At 73.2% G+C, this 21,517-nt stretch carries 19 protein-coding genes (1 of these 19 cut by a window edge); 11 read left to right on the top strand and 8 right to left on the bottom strand.

Annotated features, from left to right (window positions below; translation table 11 throughout):
- On the bottom strand, window positions 1-125 hold the beginning of the coding sequence (locus ACN267_RS26195; protein WP_204961792.1) for an SCO4848 family membrane protein. Its footprint begins 169 nt before the window's first position; the window shows 125 of its 294 coding nt (coding positions 1-125); its start codon is at window positions 123-125; the stop codon falls past the left edge of the window.
- A 289-nt stretch (window positions 126-414) separates the two neighbouring features.
- On the opposite strand from ACN267_RS26195, the gene ACN267_RS26190 reads away from it, so the two are divergent.
- Together ACN267_RS26190 and argS are read left to right on the top strand one after the other, a co-directional pair.
- A complete protein-coding gene (locus ACN267_RS26190) occupies window positions 415-849 on the top strand; it encodes a PRC-barrel domain-containing protein (protein WP_204961793.1) in 435 nt (144 codons plus the stop codon).
- 453 nt (window positions 850-1,302) lie between these two features.
- Window positions 1,303-3,021, top strand: coding sequence for an arginine--tRNA ligase (gene argS / locus ACN267_RS26185; RefSeq protein ID WP_421489878.1), 1,719 nt, complete (start codon window positions 1,303-1,305; stop codon window positions 3,019-3,021).
- 45 nt (window positions 3,022-3,066) lie between these two features.
- On the opposite strand, the gene ACN267_RS26180 is transcribed toward argS, so the two are convergent.
- From ACN267_RS26180 to ACN267_RS26170, 3 genes are read right to left on the bottom strand one after another with little or no spacing between them, the layout of a single operon-like run.
- Complete coding sequence (locus tag ACN267_RS26180) at window positions 3,067-3,570, bottom strand: SRPBCC family protein (RefSeq protein ID WP_421489877.1); 504 nt, start codon at window positions 3,568-3,570, stop codon at window positions 3,067-3,069.
- Window positions 3,567-3,929: a metalloregulator ArsR/SmtB family transcription factor gene (locus ACN267_RS26175; RefSeq protein WP_204961796.1), complete on the bottom strand. Its 363-nt coding sequence runs from the start codon at window positions 3,927-3,929 to the stop codon at window positions 3,567-3,569. Before ACN267_RS26175 ends, ACN267_RS26180 begins: the two co-directional genes overlap by 4 nt.
- A gap of 47 nt (window positions 3,930-3,976) precedes the next feature.
- Window positions 3,977-4,906 (bottom strand): SDR family NAD(P)-dependent oxidoreductase, encoded by a 930-nt coding sequence (locus ACN267_RS26170; protein ID WP_421489876.1) that lies wholly within the window; start codon window positions 4,904-4,906, stop codon window positions 3,977-3,979.
- A gap of 105 nt (window positions 4,907-5,011) precedes the next feature.
- Between ACN267_RS26170 and ACN267_RS26165 the strand changes: the two genes are divergently transcribed.
- Window positions 5,012-5,578: a TetR/AcrR family transcriptional regulator gene (locus ACN267_RS26165; RefSeq protein ID WP_421489875.1), complete on the top strand. Its 567-nt coding sequence runs from the start codon at window positions 5,012-5,014 to the stop codon at window positions 5,576-5,578.
- A gap of 17 nt (window positions 5,579-5,595) precedes the next feature.
- On the opposite strand, the gene ACN267_RS26160 is transcribed toward ACN267_RS26165, so the two are convergent.
- Entirely contained in the window at window positions 5,596-7,392 is a 1,797-nt protein-coding gene (locus ACN267_RS26160; protein WP_421489874.1) for a sigma-70 family RNA polymerase sigma factor, read from the bottom strand.
- 129 nt (window positions 7,393-7,521) lie between these two features.
- On the opposite strand from ACN267_RS26160, the gene ACN267_RS26155 reads away from it, so the two are divergent.
- The 4 genes from ACN267_RS26155 to ACN267_RS26140 all read left to right on the top strand — a co-directional run bounded on the left by ACN267_RS26155 (window position 7,522) and on the right by ACN267_RS26140 (window position 12,613).
- Window positions 7,522-10,026 (top strand): S8 family serine peptidase, encoded by a 2,505-nt coding sequence (locus tag ACN267_RS26155; RefSeq protein ID WP_421489873.1) that lies wholly within the window; start codon window positions 7,522-7,524, stop codon window positions 10,024-10,026.
- Window positions 10,027-10,134: 108 nt separating this feature from the next.
- Window positions 10,135-10,995, top strand: coding sequence for a hypothetical protein (locus ACN267_RS26150; RefSeq protein ID WP_204961801.1), 861 nt, complete (start codon window positions 10,135-10,137; stop codon window positions 10,993-10,995).
- Window positions 10,996-11,159: 164 nt separating this feature from the next.
- A complete protein-coding gene (locus ACN267_RS26145) occupies window positions 11,160-12,386 on the top strand; it encodes a cytochrome P450 (protein ID WP_421489872.1) in 1,227 nt (408 codons plus the stop codon).
- A complete protein-coding gene (locus ACN267_RS26140; RefSeq protein WP_421489871.1) occupies window positions 12,383-12,613 on the top strand; it encodes a ferredoxin in 231 nt (76 codons plus the stop codon). The genes ACN267_RS26145 and ACN267_RS26140 overlap by 4 nt, the downstream gene beginning before the upstream one ends.
- 56 nt (window positions 12,614-12,669) lie before the next feature.
- Here ACN267_RS26140 and rph read toward each other — a convergent pair whose 3' ends face one another.
- Window positions 12,670-15,333 carry a rifamycin-inactivating phosphotransferase gene (rph, locus tag ACN267_RS26135; RefSeq protein WP_204961804.1) on the bottom strand — a complete coding sequence of 888 codons (2,664 nt, stop codon included), beginning with the start codon at window positions 15,331-15,333 and terminating at the stop codon, window positions 12,670-12,672.
- Window positions 15,334-15,692: 359 nt separating this feature from the next.
- A complete protein-coding gene (locus ACN267_RS26130; RefSeq protein WP_421489870.1) occupies window positions 15,693-16,400 on the bottom strand; it encodes a TetR/AcrR family transcriptional regulator in 708 nt (235 codons plus the stop codon).
- A 114-nt stretch (window positions 16,401-16,514) separates the two neighbouring features.
- On the opposite strand from ACN267_RS26130, the gene ACN267_RS26125 reads away from it, so the two are divergent.
- The 4 genes from ACN267_RS26125 (at window position 16,515) to ACN267_RS26110 (ending at window position 20,793) form a co-directional block, all read left to right on the top strand.
- Window positions 16,515-17,495, top strand: a complete 981-nt coding sequence (locus ACN267_RS26125) for an NAD(P)-dependent alcohol dehydrogenase (protein WP_421489869.1) — start codon at window positions 16,515-16,517, stop codon at window positions 17,493-17,495.
- A gap of 277 nt (window positions 17,496-17,772) precedes the next feature.
- Window positions 17,773-19,164, top strand: coding sequence for a carbohydrate-binding domain-containing protein (locus ACN267_RS26120; protein ID WP_204961807.1), 1,392 nt, complete (start codon window positions 17,773-17,775; stop codon window positions 19,162-19,164).
- A 163-nt stretch (window positions 19,165-19,327) separates the two neighbouring features.
- On the top strand, window positions 19,328-19,921 hold the full coding sequence (locus tag ACN267_RS26115) for a DUF4956 domain-containing protein (protein ID WP_204961808.1): 594 nt from the start codon (window positions 19,328-19,330) through the stop codon (window positions 19,919-19,921).
- Window positions 19,918-20,793, top strand: a complete 876-nt coding sequence (locus ACN267_RS26110; protein WP_281902128.1) for a polyphosphate polymerase domain-containing protein — start codon at window positions 19,918-19,920, stop codon at window positions 20,791-20,793. The genes ACN267_RS26115 and ACN267_RS26110 overlap by 4 nt, the downstream gene beginning before the upstream one ends.
- On the opposite strand, the gene ACN267_RS26105 is transcribed toward ACN267_RS26110, so the two are convergent.
- Window positions 20,712-21,437, bottom strand: a complete 726-nt coding sequence (locus tag ACN267_RS26105; protein WP_421490503.1) for a response regulator transcription factor — start codon at window positions 21,435-21,437, stop codon at window positions 20,712-20,714. The genes ACN267_RS26110 and ACN267_RS26105 overlap by 82 nt on opposite strands.
- Between the last annotated feature and the right edge of the window lie 80 nt (window positions 21,438-21,517).

Here is a 21,517-nt window from a genome sequence, read left to right as displayed (position 1 = left end):
CCGACCGCGTCCCCCGTCCAGGCCCGTGTGTCGTTCCAGATGGCGAGCCCGAACCTCGGCCAGATCACCCAGGTCCACACCCCGACGCCGACCAGGAACAACGACCAACCTCGCGACAACACCATGGTCGACGAGTATCCCAGCGCCCCACCGCCTCACCCCACTCCCGTCCCCGACGCACACTCCCCGCCACCGAACCGCGTTGATCAAGAGGTTTGCGTCATCCTCGGGAACATCCGTGACGCAAACCTCTTGATCAACGCGGCCAAACAGCGGCGGGCGGCGGGCGGACGGCGGCCAAACGACGGGCGGGCGGCGGGCGGGTGATGGGCTGCCGGATCTGGCGGGCGGGGTTTCCGCTGGTGGGGGTCGGGGCACCTGGCAGGGGTCGACGACGAGGTGGAGGTGACCCGGATGCAGCCGTTCGACCCGTGGGCATGGCGTGACCCGGCGGCGCTGGCCGGCGGATACGACCACACCGAGCCGGGTGAGCGGCCCGACCGGGAGTCGCACGACGGGCCGGACGCGCCCGGCCCGGGAACACCGCTCGACCTGACCGGCTACCGGGTGGAGGCGACCGACGGGCGGATCGGCGCGATCGACGAGGCGAGCGAGGAGGCAGGCGCCCGCTGGCTGGTGGTGGACACCGGACCGTGGATCTTCGGGCGGAAGGTCCTGCTGCCGGTCGGCACGGTCGCCCGGGTGGACCACGGGGACCGGGTGGTGCACGTCGACCGGAGCCGGGAGCAGGTCAAGGACTCACCGGCCTTCGATCCCGAGGACGGTGCCCGGCCGGACTACCGCGACCAGGTCGGTGACTACTACGCGCAGAGCTACCGCCGGGGCTGACCGCCGGGGAGCCCGGTCCGCCCGGCGGGCACTCGCGGCGGACCGACCAGGCCGCGACCGGACGCGCCCAGCAGGGCCGACCGGGCCGGGCGGGAGGTGTCGGCAGGGCAACCGACCAGGTCGCGAAACCAGACACGGCCAGCAGAGCCGACCAGGCCCGCAGGGCGGACCAGCCACGCCGGGGACCGGACCCGGCCGGCAGGGCGGATCGGCCACACGGCCGGTCCGGTAGGCTGCCGGCATGACCAGCGCGACCGCTCAGCACACCCGGACGTCGTACGACGTCGTGGTCGGTGCGGAGCGACGCCGGCGATCCGTCGCCCGCCCGCGCTGACCCATTCCCTGCGACCGGCGGATCGAGCCGCCGGTCCTTTCCGCTGTCCTCGGTCCGTCCGCAGGCTCCCCCGTCCGGGGATCCGCCTGGCTGACGGATCCGAGCAGATCGGCGTACCGATGGATCTTGAAAGGTTGCTCACCGACCGGCTGACGCCCGCGTTCGCCGCCGTGGCCGGCGAACCGGTCGCGCCCGCCGTGCGGCGCTCGCCGCGGGCGGACTTCCAGTCCGACGCGGCGCTGGCGCTGGCCCGGCGGCTCTGCCGGCCGCCGCGCGAGATCGCCCGGGCGGTGCTGGACCGCGCGGACCTCGACGACGTCTGCGCGGTGGCGGAGATCTCCGGCCCCGGCTTCGTCAACCTGACCCTCGCCGACGGGGCGCTGGCCGGGATGGTCGCCGCGCTCGCCGGCGACGAACGGCTCGGGGTGCCGGTGACCGGCGACCCGGAGACCGTGGTGGTCGACTACTCGGGGCCGAACGTGGCGAAGGAGATGCACGTCGGACACCTGCGCTCGACGGTCATCGGCGACGCGGCCGTCCGGGTGCTGGACTGGCTCGGGCACCGGGTCGTCCGGGTCAACCACCTGGGCGACTGGGGCACCCCGTTCGGGATGCTGATCGCACACCTTGCGGACCTGGGTGAGGCGGAGGCGGCGCAGGAGCTGTCCATCGGCGACCTGGACGGGTTCTACCGGGCGGCCCGGTCGAAGTTCGACGCCGACCCGGCGTTTCGGGAACGCGCCCGGCAACGGGTGGTCGCGTTGCAGGCCGGCGACCCGGAGACCCGCCGGCTGTGGCGGTTGCTGGTCGGGCAGTCCCAGCGGTACTTCCTGACCGTGTACGAGCTGCTCGACGTCACCCTGACCGGGGCGGACTTCCGGGGCGAGAGCGCGTACAACGACCGGCTCGGCGCGGTGGTGACCGACCTCGACCGGCTCGGGTTGCTGACCGACAGCGCCGGGGCCGCCTGCGTCTTCCCGCCCGGATTCGTCGGACGCGACGGCGTCGGGCTGCCGTTGATCGTGCGTAAGGGCGACGGTGGGTACGGGTATCCGGCGACGGACCTGGCGGCGCTGCGGTCGCGCGTCGACGAGCTGGGCGCGACCCGGCTGCTCTACGTGGTGGGCCTGCCGCAGCGGCAGCACTTCGCGATGGTGTTCGCGGTGGCCGGACAGGCGGGTTGGCTGCGTCCCCCGGTCCGGGCCGAGCACCTGGGCTTCGGCTCCGTCCTCGGCCCGGACGGGCGGATGCTGCGCAGCCGGGCCGGCGGCTCGGTGAAGCTGGTCGACCTGCTCACGGAGGCGGTCACCCGGGCGACCGCGCTGGCCCGGACCCGCAACCCGGACCTGGACGAGGCGGAGGCGGCCGAGATCGGCCGGGCCGTCGGCATCGGCGCGGTCAAGTACGCCGACCTGGCCACCGACCGGACCCGTGACTACGTGCTCGACTGGGAGCGGATGCTCGCCCTGGACGGCAACACCGCCCCCTACCTCCAGTACGCGTACACCCGGACCCGGTCGGTGCTGCGGCGGGCCGGCACGGTGCCGGGGGCGGCGACCGGGGTGGTCCTCGGTACCCCGGCGGAGCGGGCGTTGGCGTTCGAACTGCTCGGGTTCGCCGGCGTCGTCCACGAGGTGGCCCGGACGGCGCAGTTCCACCACCTCGCCGGCTACCTGCACCGGCTGGCCACCCGGTTCAGCACGTTCTACGAGCGGTGCCCGGTGCTGCGGGCGGACGGCGAGCTGCGGGCGAGCCGGCTGCTGCTGACCGACCTGACGGGACGGACCCTGCGGCAGGGACTGGACCTGCTCGGCATCCGCACGCTTGACCGGATGTGAGCACGGCGGGGCCGCGCCGGGCGACCGGACGCGGCCCCGACGGGCTCAGCCGGTCGGACCGCGTAGCCCCTCGTAGTACGGCTTCATCGCCGGGTAGTAGTCGTCGAACCCGGCCTTCGGGGCGTCCGTTTCGGCGGCCACCAGCAGGTCGAGGTAGTACTCCCAGCCGGGGCCGATCTCGCCGACGTGCTCCTCGCTGTCGAGGTGGTGGGTGAAAACCAGCTCGGTGCGGCCGGCCACCTCGGTGAGCAGCAGCTCGATCCGCCAGCCGCCCGACCCGTCGGCCGCCGACACGGCCAGGTGCCGGGGCGGGTCGCAGGTGTCGATCCGCAGTTCGGTCCAGGGGGCTTCGTCCTCGAACACCATCTGCAACCGGATCGTCCGGCCGGGGCCGGCGTCGCCCTCCCAGGGGCCGAACCAGCGGGCGGTGCGGTCGGGTTCGGTGACGCTGGCCCAGACGTCCTCGACGGGGGCGCGGAAGGTGCGTACCAGCACCAGGTCGGTGCCGTTGGCGGTACGCGCCAGCCGGCCGGTGGGGGTACCGGTCACGCGGTTTCTCCTCTGGCTCGGTCCGCCGTGTCGCGCGTGCGACGCTCCCGGCGGGTGCGGTGGACCTCCGTTTCGAGCGCGTCGAGGTGCTGGGCCCAGCCGCGTGGGCGGCGGAACCGGGCGAGCCACTCGGCGAGCTCGGTGAACCGGTCGGCGTCGAGCCGGTAGCGCCGTTGCCGGCCGACCAGCTCGCTGCGGACCAGGCCGCTCTCCCGCAGCACCCGCAGGTGGCGGCTGACCGCCGGCCTGCTGATCGGGAACCGGTCGGCGATCTCCCCGGCGGGGAGGTCGCCGTCGCGCAGCAGCTCGAGGATGTGCCGACGGACCGGATCGGATATCGCCGCCGCCACCTCGTCCACCGGGGAAGCGTAACCTATGGGTTACGCTTTCACCCGGGCGGCCCCGTTCAGCGCAGCGGGGTGGGGGTCAGGCGCACCCCGGTGATCTCTTCGGAGCGGGCCCACAGGTCGGCGGCGAGCCGCCGGTCGGTGGCGACGCCGCGCAACGGCGCGAAGGTGGGCTCGGCGCGGCGGAAGCGCCGGCCGGGACCGATGTGCCGGCCGGTGGGCGCGCTCGGGTCGGTGGCGGCGAAGAGCATGGGCGCGGCGGCCTCGTCGAGAGGACGGCGCAGCGGGCGCGCGAGCACGGTCTCGATCCGGCGGGCGAGCGGTGGCAGGTCCCGGGAGAGGTCGGTCCTGGTCATCCCGGGGTGGGTGAGCAGGCTGCGAGCCGGCGAGGCGACGGCCCGTAGCCGGCGGTCGAGTTCCAGCCCGAACAACACGTTGGCGAGCTTCGAGGTGGCGTAGGCGCCGGCGGCGGAGTAGCGGCGTTCGGCGGCCAGGTCGCTCAGGTCGAGCCGGCCGAGCCGGTAGAGGCCGGAGGAGACGGTGACCACGACCGGCTGCCGACCAGCGGTCAGCGTGGGCAACAGCCGGACGGTGAGGGCGAAGTGCCCAAGGTGGTTGGTGGCGAACTGGCTCTCCACCCCCTGCGGGCTCAACCGCCGGGGGACGGTGCCGATGCCGGCGTTGTTGACCAGGGCGTCCACCGTGTCGACGTCGCGGTCGAGACCGTCGACGAAGGCATGGACGGAATCGAGGTCGAGCAGGTCCAACCGACGGACGACGAGATCGGCCCGGGGATGGGCGTCGAGGAGTCCGGCCCGGACCCGGGCGCCCTTGGCGGTGTCCCGGACGGCCATCACCACCCGGCCGCCCCGGGCGGCCAGGTGACGGGTGATCGCCGCGCCGAGGCCGCTGCTGGCGCCGGTGACCACGAAGGTCAGGCCGGACTGGTCGGTGAGATCGGCGGCGGTCCAACCGGGTGCGCGGTCCATGGCATGCCTTCCGACGGAGAAGTGGATTACCCATCCGATTCAAGCCGGGATTAAACGGATTGTCAATCCGATCGGATGGGTGATCCGCTGCGTTAGGCTGGTGTGGTGACCACGACCCTGCGCGCGGACGCCGCGCGCAACCGCGACCGGGTGCTGGCCACCGCCCGTGCGCTGGTGACGGAGGGCGACCTGTCGTTGCAGCTCAACGACATCGCCCGGCGGGCCGGCGTCGGAGTCGGCACCGTCTACCGGCACTTCCCTACCCGGCGCGCCCTGCTGGAGGCGCTCGCCGCCGACGCCTTCGCCACCCTGCTCGACCAGGCCCGGACGGCGAGCCGCGAGGACGAACCGTGGGCGGGACTGCGACGACTCACCCGCAGCCTCCTAGTCGGCCAGCTCACCGAGCCGACCCTCGCCGAGGTGCTCTCGACCAGCCCGGACGAGGACGCCACCGCACCGACCACGACCCGCCGGGCGGAGTTGGCCGCGCTGGCCGCGACCGTGCGGGAGCGGGCGGTCCGGGCCGGTCAGCTACGCCCCGACCTGACCCTGGACGACCTGCAACACCTGGTCTGCGGAACCGCGTTCGCCGCCCGGATCGCCGACGCGCCGGCGGACCGGGTCGAGCTGTACCTGGCCGTGCTGCTCGCCGGCGTCCGCGCCCCCGGGTAGGGGTCGTCCCCGCCCGCCTAGCCCGGCCGGACGCACGGATCGGCCACCGTGGACGACGGGCTCTGCGCGGTCCGGCCGTCGACGGCGGTCACCCGTACCGTCCAGGTCACGGCGGACGCCCGGAGCTGGCCCACGGTCACCCGGGCGGACGATCCGTCCACCGTCATCGCCCGGCTCGTCGGGACACCCCCGGCGGGGGTGTACCGCACCTGCGCGCTGACCAGCGCACCGCTGCCGGTGGCCCGGACGACCAGGGCGTAGGCGTCCGTGCCGCAGCGGACGTGCGCGTTCGCCGACACCGTGAAGGGCGCGACGAGCTGCGCACCCGTCGTCGGGCGGGGCGCGGCCGGCGACCGGGAGGGCGCCGGCGTCGGGCCCGGGACGGCACCCGTCGCGGCGTCGGTAGGTGCACCGCCGGGCGCGGACGGGCCACCGGCACCGCTCGCGCCGGGCCCCGGGGTCGTCCGGGCCGACGGAGCCACGGTGGCGACGCCGGACGCCGAGACCGCCGCCGCACCGGAGGGGACGCCTGACGTCACCGACACCTGCTCGGCGTCCGGCCGGGCCGCCGACACCGCCCAGATGCCGCCCACCACCAGGAGCAGCAACAGCCCGGCGGTCACGGCCGTCCGCCGCCGACGCCGCCGGTCGCGGTCCCAGGTCGCGGTGGACGTCGCCGTCGCGCCGGCCGGGGCCGCCGCGATGCCGGCCGGGGCCGACCCGGCCCGCCCGGCGGCATCCGACCGACCGGCGACGACGGACGACCCGGCCGTCGAAGCCGGATCGGCCGTCGGCATCGGATCGGCCGGGCGCGTCGGACCATCGGGCGACGACGGACCATCGGGCGACAAGGGATCAGCCGGTGAGGACGGATCGGTGGGGGACGACGGATCGGCGGGACCGGGACCGGTCGGAGAGTCCGGCCCGGCAGGGCGGTGGGCTGCGGTGGCGTCGCTGCCGGCGGTGGGCCCGGGCGGGTCGGTGGCGGCCGGACCGCTGCCGGCCGGCAGCCCGGCGGTGGCCTGCACGGCGGCGGGGCCCGCCTCGGCCAGGCGCGACCACACCGTCTCGGCCACCACCAGGAACCCCGGCGCGGTGTACGCGGTCAGCAGCGCCGCCGGATTGCACTGTTCCCGCCGGAGGAGCCCGCACCGCGCGCAGTCGTCGATGTGCCGGGCGAGCCGCTTGCGTAGGACCGGGGTGAGCCGGCCCTGCCAGTCGCCGAGCAGCTCGGCCAGGACCGGGCAGTCCCGCGCCCCACTGCGGGCGACGAGCAACGTGCCGAGCGCCCGTTCGAGCTGTGAGCGGGCCCGGGACAGCCGGGCGTGCGCGTGGTTCGCGGGCACCCCCAGCGCCGTACCGATGTCGGCCGAGGAAAGGTCGTGGCGGATCGCCAGGTGCACCACCTCGCGGTCGCCGGGGTTGAGCGCGTCGACCGCCAGGTGCACCAGGGCGCGTACCTGGTCGGCGTTGACGGCGGCGGCCGGGTCACCGGTGTCGGCCGCCGGCTCGGCCGCCTCGGAAAGCGGCGCGGACCGGGACCGTTCCCGCAACTGCCGCAGGCATTCGCTGCGCACGATCGCGTACAGCCAGGAACGCAGCCGGTCCGGGTCACGCAGCTGGTCGATGCGCTGGCCGGCGGTGAGGAACGCGTCGTGCACGGCGTCCGCGGCGGCCTCCGGCTCGTGCAGCATCGTCCGGGCGTAGGTGTAGAGCCGGTCGGCGTAGCGCCGGTAGATGCCCTCCAGGCCGATCCGGTCACCGCGCCGGAGCGCTTCGACGAGCGCCCGGTCGTCCTGCGCCATCACGTTCATCAGTGCTCCCACCGCTCGTCGACCGGTCCAGTACAGCGAAGAAAAAATTCCCCGGGAACTTTCTGTTGGCATGCCGACCCCGGCGCGCTCCTACCGGTGTCATCGCAGCGCCGACACCGGGAGACACCCATGACAACGACACGCTCCACAACCCACCGGACCCACGTCCGCCGGTACCTGACCACCGTAGTGGTGGCGGCGCTCGCCGCCGGGTTCGTCGCCACCACCGACGCCGACGCCGCCCCCACACCGGACGGCCCGGCCGGGCGGTCCGCCGCCGACGCCGGGCCACTGGCCTTCCGGGTCGACCCGGGCCTGACCCCGCCCCGGGTGCAGCTCGACCCGGTCGGTCGGACCGGCACCGACCGGGAGGTCGGCGTGGTGGCCGGACCGGACGGCTCGCCCGCCGGCCTGGTCCTCGACGAGGTGATGGTGCGGACCGCCGACCAGGCCGAACTGGACGCCTTCCTGGCCCGCTGGGGTGGCCAGGTGCTCGACTCGTTCGCCCCCGACGAGCAGGGGCAGGACCACCTGGTCCGGGTGGACGTCGACAAGGCCGACCCGGCCGGGCTGGTCACCGACCTGCTCGCCGCCGAGCCGCGTCAGGCCGGCGGCTACCGGGTCGGCGACGAGCGGGCGCTGCGGCTGCTCGCGCTGGCCGCCGCCGAGTGGCGTACGGGCACCGAGCTGGTCCTCGACTGGCTGGTGGAACCGTCAGGCATCGCCGACGGGCAGGTCTTCGAGGCGCCGGACATCGGCAAGAACGTCTTCGACTGGTCGTTCATGCGGGCCGGTGGCGCGCTGGACGTCGGGGTCGCGCCGGCCTGGCAGCTGCTGGACAGCAAGGGCCGGCTGACCAAGCAGGTGAAGTACCTGGTGCAGGACGGCGGGTTCCAGTTCAACTCCGATTTCCCGAGCAAGGTGTCTCTCCACAAGGCGGAGTGGGGCGAGACCAACACCAACGACTGCACCGGCGGAACGCCCTGCCCGTGGCACGCCACCAGCGTGGTGCTCGCCGGGATGGGCCGGGTCGACAACGACTACGGCACCGCCGGTCCGGCCGGGCCGGTGGTGCAGGAGCTGGTCGCCGTCCGCAACGGCATCGACTACTGGACGGTCCTGCGACGGCTGGAGAAGGCCGCCGAGTCGACCCACCCGGACGTGGTCAACCTCAGCTTCACCCGGGACGTCGACCTCGGTGTCAGCCACGCCCGCACCTGGACCGACAGGCGGATGAAGCACGTCCGGGACACCGGGGCGCTGATCGTCGCCGCCGCCGGCAACAACGGCACCAACGTCGACGGCGACACCCTCTGGGTGCCCTGCGAGAGCACCCACGTGATGTGCGTGGGTGGAATGAACCAGGACGCGACCGTGGCCGGCGGGTCGAACTGGGGCACCAAGGACCTCACCACGTCGGTGGAGATCTACGGTCCGATGTGTGTGCCGGGCCTGACCGACCCGGGCACGCCGGCCGTCAACACCACGAAGACCACCTGCGGCACCAGTTTCGCCTCACCGTTCGTGGGCGGGGTGGCCGCCCTGGTGATGGCCGCCGACCCGACGCTCACCTCCGAGCAGGTCCGGCAGATCCTCAACGACACCGCGCACGTCGGTGGGCTGGGTGCCAAGGTGACAGGCAGCCAGCGCCGGGTCGACGCGCTGTCCGCCGTCGCCGAGGCGTTGGGCGTGACCGTCGGCAAGCCGGCGGTGAGCATCAGCACCCCGAAGACCAAGCAGAAGTTCGCGGTGGGCCAGTCGGTCGACCTGTGGGGCACCGCGACCGACTTCCTGGGCAAGGAGATCCCGCTCACCTGGACCAGTAGCATCGACGGTGAGCTGGCGACCGGGTCGCAGACGTTCGTGCCGTCGCTGTCCGCCGGCACCCACGTGGTCACCGCCAGCGCCACCGACAGTCTGGGGCGTACGGGTTCGGCATCGGTGACCGTCACGGTGGTGGACAGCCCGACGAAGGTGGCCATCATCTCGCCGCCGGCGGGGCTGACCCTCGTCGCGGGGCAGTCGGTCGGGCTGCTCGGCACCTCGAACGACCCTGACGAGTTCGGGCCGGTCCCCGACGCCCAGGTGACCTGGACGGTGCGCCGGGGCGACACGGTGGTCCTGGAGAAGATCGGTCACCAGGCGGTGCTGCCGGCGAACGCGGTCACGCCCGGGGCGTACACGGTGACGTTCGCGACGGCCGGGTCCAGCGTGCAGCGCGCCTTCTCGGTCACCGCGGCCCCGGCCGGGCAGTCCCGGCCGACGGCCACGATCACCAAGCCGGCCACCACGCTGGACCTGACCACGGTCGAGGCCGGGCCGAAGTCCGTCGCGTTCGCCGGGACCGGCACCGACGCCGAGGGCGGCACGGTCGCGGGGACCCGCTTCCGGTGGACCGCGTACGGCGACGGCGGCGTCAAGCAGGTGCTGTGCCAGGGCGGCGGGGTGCCCACCGGCGAGCCGGTCGACGACAAGGGCTCGCCGAAGGACTGTGCCTCGTTCACCGGGGCGCTGGCCCAGCTGACCAGCGGGACCGACACCACCACCTGGTCGGTGTGGCTGGAGGTGTTCGACGCGACGGGACTGGTCGGCACGGATTCCGTGCCGGTCCGCATCCGGCACCTCGTCGGCTGACCGACCCGTACCGGCGGGGGCCGGGCACCACCCGGCTCCCGCCCCCGATCCGACCCTGACCGGGGACCTGCCGGTTCCCGGACCGTACGCACTCAAGGAGAGCACATCATGCGTGGACAAACATGGACGCGTCGGACGGTCGCCCTGGGCGGCGCGCTGCTGAGCACGGTCGTGCTCGGTCAGGTCGCGCTCAGCGGGCCGGTGGCGGCGGTGCCCGGCCTGTCGATCCGGACCACTGTCGGGCCGAACAACAGCGTCGCCAAGTCGCAGAACGCGGTCTGCCCGACCGGCACCACGGTCATCGGTGGTGGCGGGGCGATCAGCGGGTCGGGTCTCGGCCAGGTGGGCATGGACATCGTGCAGCCGCTGGCCGACGCCGGGCTCTACTCGGTGACCGGCCGGGAGGACCCGAACGGTGTCGCCGGGAACTGGTCGCTCACCGCGAGTGCGATCTGCGCCCCGACGCCGTCGGGCCTGGAGGTGGTGACCGGCCACTCGGCGGTCAATTCGGTCAACCCGAAGTTCCTGGAGTTGTTCTGCCCGGTGGGCAAGCGGGCGATCGGCGGCGGTGGCGCAGCCGTCGGCTCGGGAGCGAGTGACGTGCTCCTGGAGGACCTGCGGATCGGTCAGAGCAGCGTGACGGTGGCGGGGGTCGAGGCCGGCAACGCCTTCGCGGGCAACTGGTCGGTGGACGTCTCGGTGATCTGTGTCGACCCGCTCCCCGGCGAGCAGCGGGTGATCGTGGACAGTGCCGACAACTCCACGGCCAGCCGCGCGGTCACTGCCACCTGCCCGGCCGGGAAGAGCCTGCACGGGGTCGGCGGTGAGATCGTCGGTGGCGAGGGCCAGGTGAGGCTGACCGAGATGCGGCCCACCTCGTTGACCACGGCGACCGTCCGCGCCGCCGAGGACGAGAACGGCTTCAGCGGCAACTGGAAGGTACGCGCGTACGCGGTCTGCGCGAACTGACCGGTCGGGCCGTCGGACGACGGCCACCCGCGGCCCGTGCCGATCCGTCGGTGCGGGCCGCCTGGCCGTTCGCCCGGGGTGGGCTTCGGGGTTGTGTCGACCTCCGTCGATCGGTAACGTCACGAATCGATACGACTACTCACAGTCATGGCAGGAGTGTCCGCATGACACAGATCACGGAAACCGAACTGCCCCACTGGCCGCCGGTCAACCCGGCCCGCAGCCCGTTCGCCCTGATCGACGACGCCGAACGGCAGCCCCTCGCCGACCGGGCGGTGACCCGGGTGCAGCTGCCCACCGGCGCCACCGCCTGGCTGGTCACCCGGCACACCGACGTACGGCAGCTGCTGCGCCACCAGGCGTTCAGCTCCGATCTGCTCCGCCCAGGCTTCCCCCTGCTCCGCCCGCTGCCGCCCGAGGTGACGGCGGACGCCCAGGGGGCGTTCATCCGGTTGGACGGTGAGGCGCACCTGCGGCTGCGCCGGATGCTCACCGCCGAGTTCATGATCAAAAATGTCCGCCGGATCGAGCCGCTGATCCACCAGACCGTCGCCGAGGCCCTGGCCGACCTGGCCGCCGCCGGTTCCCCGGCCGACCTGGTGTCGACGTTCGCCCTGCCCCTGCCGTCCAAGGTGATCTGTCACCTGCTCGGCGTCCCCTACGCCGACCACGACTTCTTCCAGTCCCGCAGCCGGCTGCTGCTCGACCGGCAGGCACCCATCGAGCAGATCCAGCACGCCGCCCAGGAACTGCGGGACTACCTCCGGTCACTGATCGACGCCAAGCAGGCCCACCCCGACGAGGCGGACGACCTGCTCAGCCGGCTGATCCGGGAACGCGTCGAGCCGGGCGAACTCGGCGTCGACGAACTCGGCGGGATGGCCCTGCTGCTGCTCATCGCCGGTCACGAGACCACCGCCAACATGCTCGGGCTGAGCGTCCTGCTGCTGACCCGCCACCGGGAACAGTGGGCGATCCTGCGCGACCGGCCCGACGTCGTCCCGGGGCTGGTCGACGAGTTGCTGCGCTACCTCAGCATCGTCCGTACCGGGCTGTTCCGGGTGGCCACCGAGGACGTCGAGATCGGCGGCCGGCTGATCCGCGCCGGTGAGGGCGCCATCGCCCTGCTCTCCCTGGCCAACCGGGATCCCGGGGTCTTCGACGACCCCGACGGGTTCGACCCGTACCGGGAGGCCCACCAGCACCTGGCCTTCGGGTTCGGGATGCACCAGTGCATCGGGCAGCCCCTCGCCCGCGCCGAACTGCGCATCGCGCTGGTGGAACTGGGCCGCCGCTTCCCCGACCTGCGGGTGGCCGTCGACCCGCAGGAGCTGAGCACCCGGGACAACTCGGTCGTGTTCGGCCTCGACGCCCTCCCGGTGACCTGGTGACGCCGGGCGGACGGCAGGCGGTCGGGGGGACCACGTCCCGGGTGGCCGTCGACCGGGACCGCTGCTGCGGGGCCGGCAACTGCGTGCTGACCGCCCCCGAGGTCTTCGACCAGGACGACACCGACGGGCTGGTGCTGCTGCGCGACCCTACGCCGGGGGCCGCGCTGCTCGACCGCGTCCGGCGGGCCGTCGAACTCTGCCCGGCCGGCGCGATCCGGATCGACTGACCCCGGCGGGCGTCGGACGGGGTGCACCCCGTCCGACGCCCGCCGGGCTGCGGCGCTCAGGGCAGTAGTTCGACGTACCCGTCGGTGCCGTGCACCCGGATCCGCTGCCCGTCCGGGATCAGCCGGGTGGCGTCCACCACCCCGACGACGGCCGGCAGGCCGTACTCCCGGGCGACCACCGCGCCGTGCGTCATCAGGCCACCGACCTCGGTCACCAGCCCGGCGACGGTGACGAACAGCGGCGTCCAACTGGGATCGGTGTACGTGGTGACGAGGATGTCCCCCGGTTCGAGATCGGCCCGTGCCACGTCCCGGACGACGCGCGCCCGACCCTCGACGGTCCCGGCGGAGACCGCCAGCCCGACCAGCGCGCCGACCGGCACGTCGTCGCGGCGGTACGTCCCGGCGACTATCTCGCCCTCCGAGGTGAGCACCCGGGGCGGGGTGAGCGCCCGGTACGACAGATGCTCCGCCATCCGTCGGCGGATGAGCCCGTCGTCGACCCGGCGGGTGCGGACGACCTCGTCGAGTTCGGGGAACGTGAGGTACCAGATATCCTCCCGGTCCCGCAGCACACCGTCGGCCACCAGGCGGTCGGCCTCGGCCAGCAGCGCCTGCTTGTACGCGAAGGTGCGGGTGACCATGCCGAACTTCGGGTACTCCCGGTAGCCGACGAACGTCCGGGCCCGGTCGATCATCCGTTTGGTCCGGTCGGCCTTGTCCGCGCCGCCGTCGGGCAGGGCCCGCAGCCGCTCCAGCACCTCCCGCTCCTTGTCCCACGCCGTCCGCAGGCCCTGCTCGAAGTGCCGCCCGCCGGCTCCCGGCGCGAAGTTCCTGACGTTGCCCAGGATCAGCGGCACCAGCATGGCGGGACGTTCCCGCCAGCGGGGCCGGGTGATGTCGATCTCACCGACCCCCCGCATGCCGTATCGGTCGAGCCAGGACCCGATGGCCACCCGGGCCTCCCGGCCACCGGCGAGCTGGTCCAGCCCGGCCAACAGGTCGTCCGGCCCACCGGGGCCGTCGTGCTCCCGGCCGGGCCCGCCGTCGTCGGCCACCCGGCTGCCGTCGTCGGCCACCCGGCTCAGGAAGGCCACGACCTTCGGGTACGGCCGGATCGCGTCCGCGACGTCCAGCAGGGCCAGCCCCATCTCCGAGGTGACGTTGTGCGGGACGGACTGGGTGAGCGGGTCGGCGGCGTTGCGCTCACCGAGCCACTCCTGCAGGTGCTCGTTGAGCCACCAGACCGCCTCCATCCCGGCCAGGATGACCGGGATGCTCCTCGGGTCGATCATCATCCGGGTCAGCCGGGGGAAGTCGGTCCGGATGAAATCCAGCAGCGCCGGCCCGGACTTCGTCCGGATCTCGCGGCGCAGGGCGGCGTTGGCGTCGTCGATCCGGGTGATCAGCTCGGTGACCAGCGCGGGATCGGTCTCGACGGACGGCGCGGCCGGCGCGGCCGGCGGGGCGGCGGGCTTCTCGTCCGGCACCTCCCGGACGAAGTCGCCGCGCTCGACGACGGTCCGCAACGCGTCCCCGATCAGCGGGTCGGATCTGCCCAGGGCGGCCAGCAGGCCGACCCGGCCGGTCGGCGACGCCAGCTCGGGCGTCACGTCGGCGAACAACCGGCCGGCGGCCTCGTACATGGGCCGGGCCGCGATCAGCTGGTACATCGAGTACCCGAGGGGCTTCATCGGGTCGGTCATCATCTGCTGGTGGCCCACGGAGACGTAGACGTGATTGTCGGTGTCGTCGGCCACCGGGACGGGGAACAGCGTGGTGACCGGTCGGGTCTGGACGATCTGGAAGTCGTCGTCGACCAGGCACCACTCCACGTCCTGCGGCTGACCGAAGTGCGCCTCGATCCGCCGACCCAGCCGTGCCAGCCGGACGACCTGCGGGTCGGTCAGCGCCGGCTGGTCCTGCCGCTGCGGGTCGATCGCCACCACCCGCGTCCCGCCGGTCGTCGTGGTCCGCAGGGCGTGACGTTTGGCGGCGATCGTCCGGGCGACGACCCGGTCGCCGCGGACCCGGAACACGTCCGCGTCGACCAGCCCGGAGACCAGGGCCTCGCCGAGGCCGAACCCGGCCTCCACGAAGGAGACCCGCCGGTTGCCGGTGACGGGATCGGCGGTGAACAGGACGCCCGCCGCCCCGGCGGGGACCATCCGCTGGACGACCACCGCCATCGCGACCCGCCGGTGGTCGATGCCGTTGCGCTGGCGGTAGGTGACGGCCCGCGCGGTGAACAGCGAGCCCCAGCACCGGCTGATCTGCCGCAGGACCGCGGCCGGGCCGACCACGTTGAGGTAGCTGTCCTGCTGTCCTGCGAACGAGGCGGTCGGCAGGTCCTCCGCCGTCGCGCTGGACCGCACGGCGTACCCGCCGGGCTCGCCGAGCGCTTCGAGGGCACGGGTGACCTCCGTCGCGACGTCGTCGGGCACGGTGACGCCCTCGATGGTCCGGCGGAGCTGCGCGCTGAGGACGCCGATCGCCGCCCGGTCGGTGGGCGCCAGCCGGGCCAGTCGGTCGAGTTGCCCGTCGAGTCCCGGTGCCAGCGCGGTGACCCGCCGGAAGGCGTCCGTCGTCACGCAGAAGCCCGCCGGCACCCGGACCCCGTCGAGCCGGGTCAGCCCACCGAGGTTGGCGCCCTTGCCGCCGACCAGTTTCCGCTGCGTCGGGTCGACCTCACGCAGCCCGCGTACGTACCGCCCGCTCATCGGACGGACCCCGGGACGGTCGGGCCCGGCCGCGGGACGGCGGTCGGGCGATTCAGAGGCCCCGAATACGTCGTCGGGTACGTGGACATCATTTCGCCTTCCGCTGGTGATGAGGTCGCCGGCGCATCGTGGTGATGCATTTCCGCTGGTGGCGACCACGGCTGACGATTCTGCGGGGTGACCCGGGTCTTGCGGCAAGTCCCCCCGTGCGCTATATGTTGGGAGAGCAGGAAATGGTGGGCGCGCGAATGGTGAACGCGCCAGGCGAAAACGTTTCCACCAGGTCGCCTGTCGATATCGGGGCCGGGGCGTGATGCGACGCGACACGCCGGTGACCGGCCCGCGCCGACCTCAGCGGATCAGTGCGTCGACGTCCAGCCCTGCGCGCGCAGCCGTTCGATGCCGTCCAGCAGCAGGTCCAGCGCGAACTCGAACTCGAACTGGTCGTCGCAGCCCGCCCCGACGACGGTGCCGGTGTCGTGCGCGGCGGCGGTGGCGATCTCCGCGACGTGCGGGAACCGGGCCGCGACCTCCGGCGGCAGGGGCGCGGGGGGTGTCGGGACGGTCGGGCCGGTCCGGCCGGCCTGCCGGGAGGCGTCGAACAGCTCCTGGCTGAAGCCGAGGATGCGGCTGCCCATGGCGTGCATGACGTGGTGGGTGAGGTCGGCGGAGAGCCCGCCGGCCCGCAGCGCCCCGATCATCGAGTCGAGGTAACCGAGGACGGCCGGCGTCGCCGTGCTCCGCGACTCGATGGCCAGCGAGGCCCAGGGGTGCCGGCGCAGCACCTGCCGGGCCGAGAGGACCCGCCGACGGATCGCGGGCTGCCAGCCGACGCCCGGGGTGAGCGGCTCGATCTCGCCGACCACCACGTCGATCATGCCGTCGAGCAGTTCGTCCTTGTTGGCCACGTGCTTGTAGAGGGCCATCGGCACGACGCCCAGCTCCTGGGCGAGGTTGCGCATGCTGAGCGACTCGATCCCGGCCCCGTCGGCCAGCGTGACGGCGGCGCGCAGGATGCGGTCCCTGCTCAGCGGCGTCCGGCGCAGCGTCTCAGCCTGCTCGGCCATCTCGGTTCCCGTCCTCGGTCGGCGAGGGAAACCATAACCGCATTGACAGGTGTACGGCGTACACCTACCGTGGAGACACGGTAGGTGTACGCCGTACACTTTTGAGGAGGAGCCATGCGGGCGATCGTGCAGGACCGGTACGGGCCGCCGGAGACGTTGACCCTCGCCGAGGTCGACGTGCCGGTGCCCGCCGCCGACGAGGTGCTCGTCCGGGTCGAGGCCGCCGCGCTCAACGCGTACGACTGGCACGTGATGCGGGGCGACCCCCGGATGGCGCGACTGGCCCTGGGCCCGACCCGGCCCCGGGCCCGGATCCGGGGGCGGGACGTCGCCGGCCGGGTCGAGGCGGTCGGCATCGACGTGCGGGACCTCCGCCCGGGCGACGCCGTCTTCGCCGACCTCGGCGACGCCGACGGCGCGTTTGCCGAGTACGTGTGCGCGCCCGCCACCCTGGTCGCGCCGAGGCCGGCGAACCTGACCGCGCCGCAGGCGGCAGCCCTGCCGCTGGCCGGGGTCACCGCGCTACAGGGGCTACGCGACGCTGGCCGGGTCGGACCCGGCCAGCGGGTGCTGGTCAACGGCGCCTCCGGCGGGGTCGGCACCCTGGCCGTCCAGCTCGCCAGGGTGCTCGGCGCGACGGTGACCGGGGTGTGCAGCACCCGCAACGTCGAGCTGGTGCGCTCCCTCGGCTGCGCCCACGTGATCGACTACACCCGCGCGGACTTCACCCGGGGCGGCCGGTACGACGTGGTGTTCGACCTGGTCGGCAACCGTTCGCTCGGCGCGCTGCGGCGGGCCCTGACCCCGACCGGGACGCTGGTGCTCTCCGGCGGCGGCGTGTACCGGGGCGGCAGCCTGCTCGGGCCGGTCCGGCTCCTGGCCCGGGGGCGGCTACTTGCCCCCTTCGTCCGGCAGCGCATCGTCGTCCTGACGGCGACCCCCGGCCGGGAACACCTCGACGCGCTGCGCGCGTACGCCGAGGCCGGCCAGCTCACGCCGCTGATCGACCGGACCTATCCGTTGGCTGAGGTGCCCCGCGCCATCGCCTACCTCGAAGGTGAACACGCCCGCGCGAAGGTGGTCGTCACCCTCTGACCGCCGCCGCGGTCGATCCGGCCCGGTCCCCGATTCCCCGGTCAAGTGCGCCCGGCTCAGAGTTTCGTCAATGTCACCTGTCAATCAGCTGACAATCGTGAAAGCGCTTCGATTTCCCGCTCCAGCCCTGTCGACACGCGGCGTACTTCATTTAGCATCGTCAATGCCAAGCCTCGTTCATCCGCCGTTCACCTTGCCGACGGCCGGCCGTCGAGGCGTCCGCACCGCGCCCGGGCCCAGCGCACCCCTCCGCCCACACCGAGGAACAGGACCCCCCATGACAGCCACCGCACGCCGTACCGCCGTCCTGGCCGGCCTCACCGCCACCCTGCTGGCCGGCCCGCTCGCCGTCGCCGCCGTCGCCGCCGCGACCGCCACGATCACCCTCAACGGCTCCAGCGCGAGCGTCACCGGCAGCAACGTCACCGTGGCCGGCAGCGCCGTCACCATCACCGCGCCCGGCTCCTACGAGATCAGGGGCACCCTGAACAACGGCTACGTCAAGGTCGACACCGCCGTCACCGGCACCGTGGAACTCATCCTCGCCGGCGCCTCGATCACCAACTCCACCTCCTCGCCGCTGTACGTGACGAACGCCAGCGCGGTCACCCTCACGCTGGCCGCCGGCACCAGCAACAACCTCACCGACGCGACGACGTACACCAACACCGGCGAGCCGGACGCCGCCCTGTTCAGCGCCGCCGACCTGACCATCGGCGGCACCGGCGCGCTGACCGTACGCGCCAACCACGCCGACGGCATCGTCAGCAAGGACGACCTGGTCATCCAGTCCGGCACCATCACCGTCAACGCGGTCGACGACGCGATCCGGGGCAAGGACTCGCTCACCGTCAACGGCGGCACGATCGCCGTGACCTCGTCCGGCGGCGACGGGCTCAAGTCCAACGACACCGAGGCCGGCAAGGGCGTGCTCACCATCACCAACGGCACGATCACGGCCTCGGTCGCCGACGACGCCATCAAGGGTGAGAACGACCTGAACATCTCCGGCGGCACCATCAACGTCACCCGGTCCTACGAGGCGCTGGAAGGGCTCCGGACCACCATCAGTGGCGGCAACATCACCGTCGTGGCCAGCGACGACGCGGTCAACGCCGCCGAGGAGGGCCTCGGCCACATGGAGCCGTCCGCGATCGCGTTCATCAAGGTCACCGGCGGCACGGTGGTGGCCACCGGTGGCACGGACGGCTTCGACTCCAACGGGTCGCTCACCTTCGCCGGGGGCACCGTGGTGGCCCGGGGCTCCAGCACCCGGGGCGGCGGCGAGGGCGCGATCGACGCCGACGGCCCGATCTCCTTCACCGGCGGCACGGTGGTGGGCGCCGCGCTGACCTCGCTGGCCGTGTTCCGGGCGGTGCCGAACACCGGCCAGGGCTGGGTGGCCCCCCGGTTCAACGCCAACCTGGCCGCCAACACCATCGTGCACGTGGTGTCCGGCAGCACGGTGTTGGGCTCGTACCGGACCTCGGCCACCGTGCGGGAGATCGTCCTGTCGTCCAACCGGATCACCAACGGCCAGCGGTACGACATCTACACCGGCGGCAGCGTGACCGGCACCAACATCGGCGGTCTCTACACCGGCGGCAGCATCACCGGGGCCACCCGGGTGCTGACCGGTGTCACCGCCGGCCAGTACGGGCGGTTCTGAGCCCCCGGGCCCCGCGGTTCGGGCCTGACCGGGCCCGAACCGCAACCCGGCGGGGCCGACGGCGTCCGCCGTCGGCCCCGCCGGTGCACCACTGCCAGATCCGATGCCCCACCGCCGGACGCCGTATGTGGGAAACGGCCGGCGGACACCCCAAGGAGCAAACATGTCCCGCTTGGTCCTGGCCGGAATGGACCTGGTCGCCGTGGTCCTGCTGGTCTTCGCGCTGTACTTCCCGCGCCACCGACGGCGGGACCTGGTGGTGGCCTACCTCGGCGTCAACGTCGGCGTCTTCGCCGTGGCCAGCTCACTGAGCAGCAGCACCGTCGGCGCCGGCCTCGGGCTGGGGTTGTTCGGAGTGCTGTCGATCATTCGGCTGCGCTCCACGGAACTCGACCAGCACGAGGTGGCGTACTACTTCTCGGCGCTCGCGCTGGGCATCCTCGGCCCGCTCTCCGGCACCTCGGTCTGGATGGTCGGCGCGCTGACGGCACTGATCCTCGCCGTGATGTTCGTCGGGGACCATCCCCGGCTGCTGCGCCGGTACCGGCGGCACATCATCGTGCTGGACAGCGCGGTCACCGACTCGGTCGCCCTCACCGCGCACCTGGAGCAGCTGCTCGGCGCGCGGGTGCACAACGTCAACGTCGAGCGGGTCGACCTGGTCAACGACACCACCGTGGTGGACGTCCGCTACTCGCGGCCCAGGGTCACCGCCACCGGCGGGCGACGGCCGGTCGACGCGGGTGCCGTACGGTGACCGCCGTCGACCCGGCCACCGGGGCGCTGGCCCGGCTCACGCCGATCGGGCTCACCGACCTGACCGAGCGCGCCGCGCTACAGACCCGGTTCGACCGCAAGTACCTCCTGCCGCTCGCCGAGCTGCCGCACCTGCTCGCCCGGCTCGACCACACCGACCAGGTGCTGGAGATCGACGGCAGGCGCGCCTTCCGCTACGAGTCGATCTATTTCGACACCGCCGACCTGGTCAGCTTCCGGCTCACCGCGCGTCGACGCCGCCGCCGCTTCAAGATCAGGACCCGGACCTACCTCGACTCCGGTCTGTGCTGGCTGGAGGTGAAGACGGAGGGCACCCGGGGTGGCACGGTCAAGCAGCGGCTGCCCTACCGCCCCGACGACAGCGGCACCCTCGCCCCCGGCCGGTCATTCGTCGACGAGGTGCTCACGGCGCTGCGCACCGACCCCGCCCTGCATTTCGCGCCGACCCTCACCACCAGCTACCTGCGCAGCACGCTCTACCTGCCGGCGACCGCCAGCCGGGCGACCATCGACGTCGGGCTGCGCTGGGAGGACCGGCGCGGCCGTCGGCTGGCGCTGCCCGACCTGGCCATCATCGAGACCAAGACCGGCTCCACCGCCTCCCACGTCGACCGGCTGCTCTGGCGGCAGGGGCACCGCCCGGTGGCCATCTCCAAGTACGCGACCGGGCTGGCCGCGCTCGACCCCGACCTGCCCGCCGGGCGCTGGCGGCGCACCCTGCGCCGGCACTTCCACGCCGGGTCCCCCGTCGGGGCGGCACGGGGGACGCCTCAACCGGTAGGCGTCGGAGGGGACCGCACCGATGACCCCGGTGGCAGCCGTAACGCGTACCCGACGCCCCGGACGGTGTGAATCAGCGGCGGACCCCAGCGGTCGATCTTCCTGCGCAGGCAGTGGACGTACGACTCGACGATCCGGCCGTCGCCGCCGAAGCGGTAGTGCCACACCCCGTCGAGGATCTGCGCCTTGCTGACCACCCGGTCCGCGTTGACCAGCAGGAACCGCAGCAGGTTGAACTCGGTGGGCGACAGCGGCACCGGGTGCCCACCCCGGCGCACCTCGTGGGCCTCCTCGTCCAGCTCCAGGTCGGCGAAGCGCAGCAGCCCGCCGTCGCGCACCTCCCGGTCGGCCCGGCACCGCCGCAGGACCGCCCGCACCCGCAGCACCAGTTCCTCCAGGCTGAACGGCTTGGTGACGTAGTCGTCGGCCCCGGCGGCCAGCCCGGCGATGCGGTCGGCCGCCTCGTCGCGGGCGGAGAGGAACAGCACCGGCACCCCCGGACCGGGACCGGCGCGCAGGCTCCGGGCCACCTGGATGCCGTCCACGTCCGGCAGCACCACGTCGAGCACCACCAGGTGCGGGTCGAAGTCAGACGCCACGACCAGCGCCTCCCAGCCACCGGCGGCCACCCGCACCTCGAAGTCGTGCATCCCGAACGTCGCCGAGAGCAGGACCCGGAGCGCGGGATCGTCGTCCACGACGAGCACCCGGGGCATCGGGGAGATCACGTACCGTTCGGCGGGGACATGATGACGGTGACCTCGCAGTCGGCTGTGGATCGGCGGCGGACACCCGA

The organism is Micromonospora sp. WMMD734, assembly GCF_049178975.1.
Classification (GTDB): Bacteria; Actinomycetota; Actinomycetes; order Mycobacteriales; family Micromonosporaceae; genus Micromonospora; species Micromonospora wenchangensis.
The sequence above is the reverse complement of the archived record's forward strand: the minus strand, read 5'-3'. Positions and strand labels throughout refer to the sequence as shown.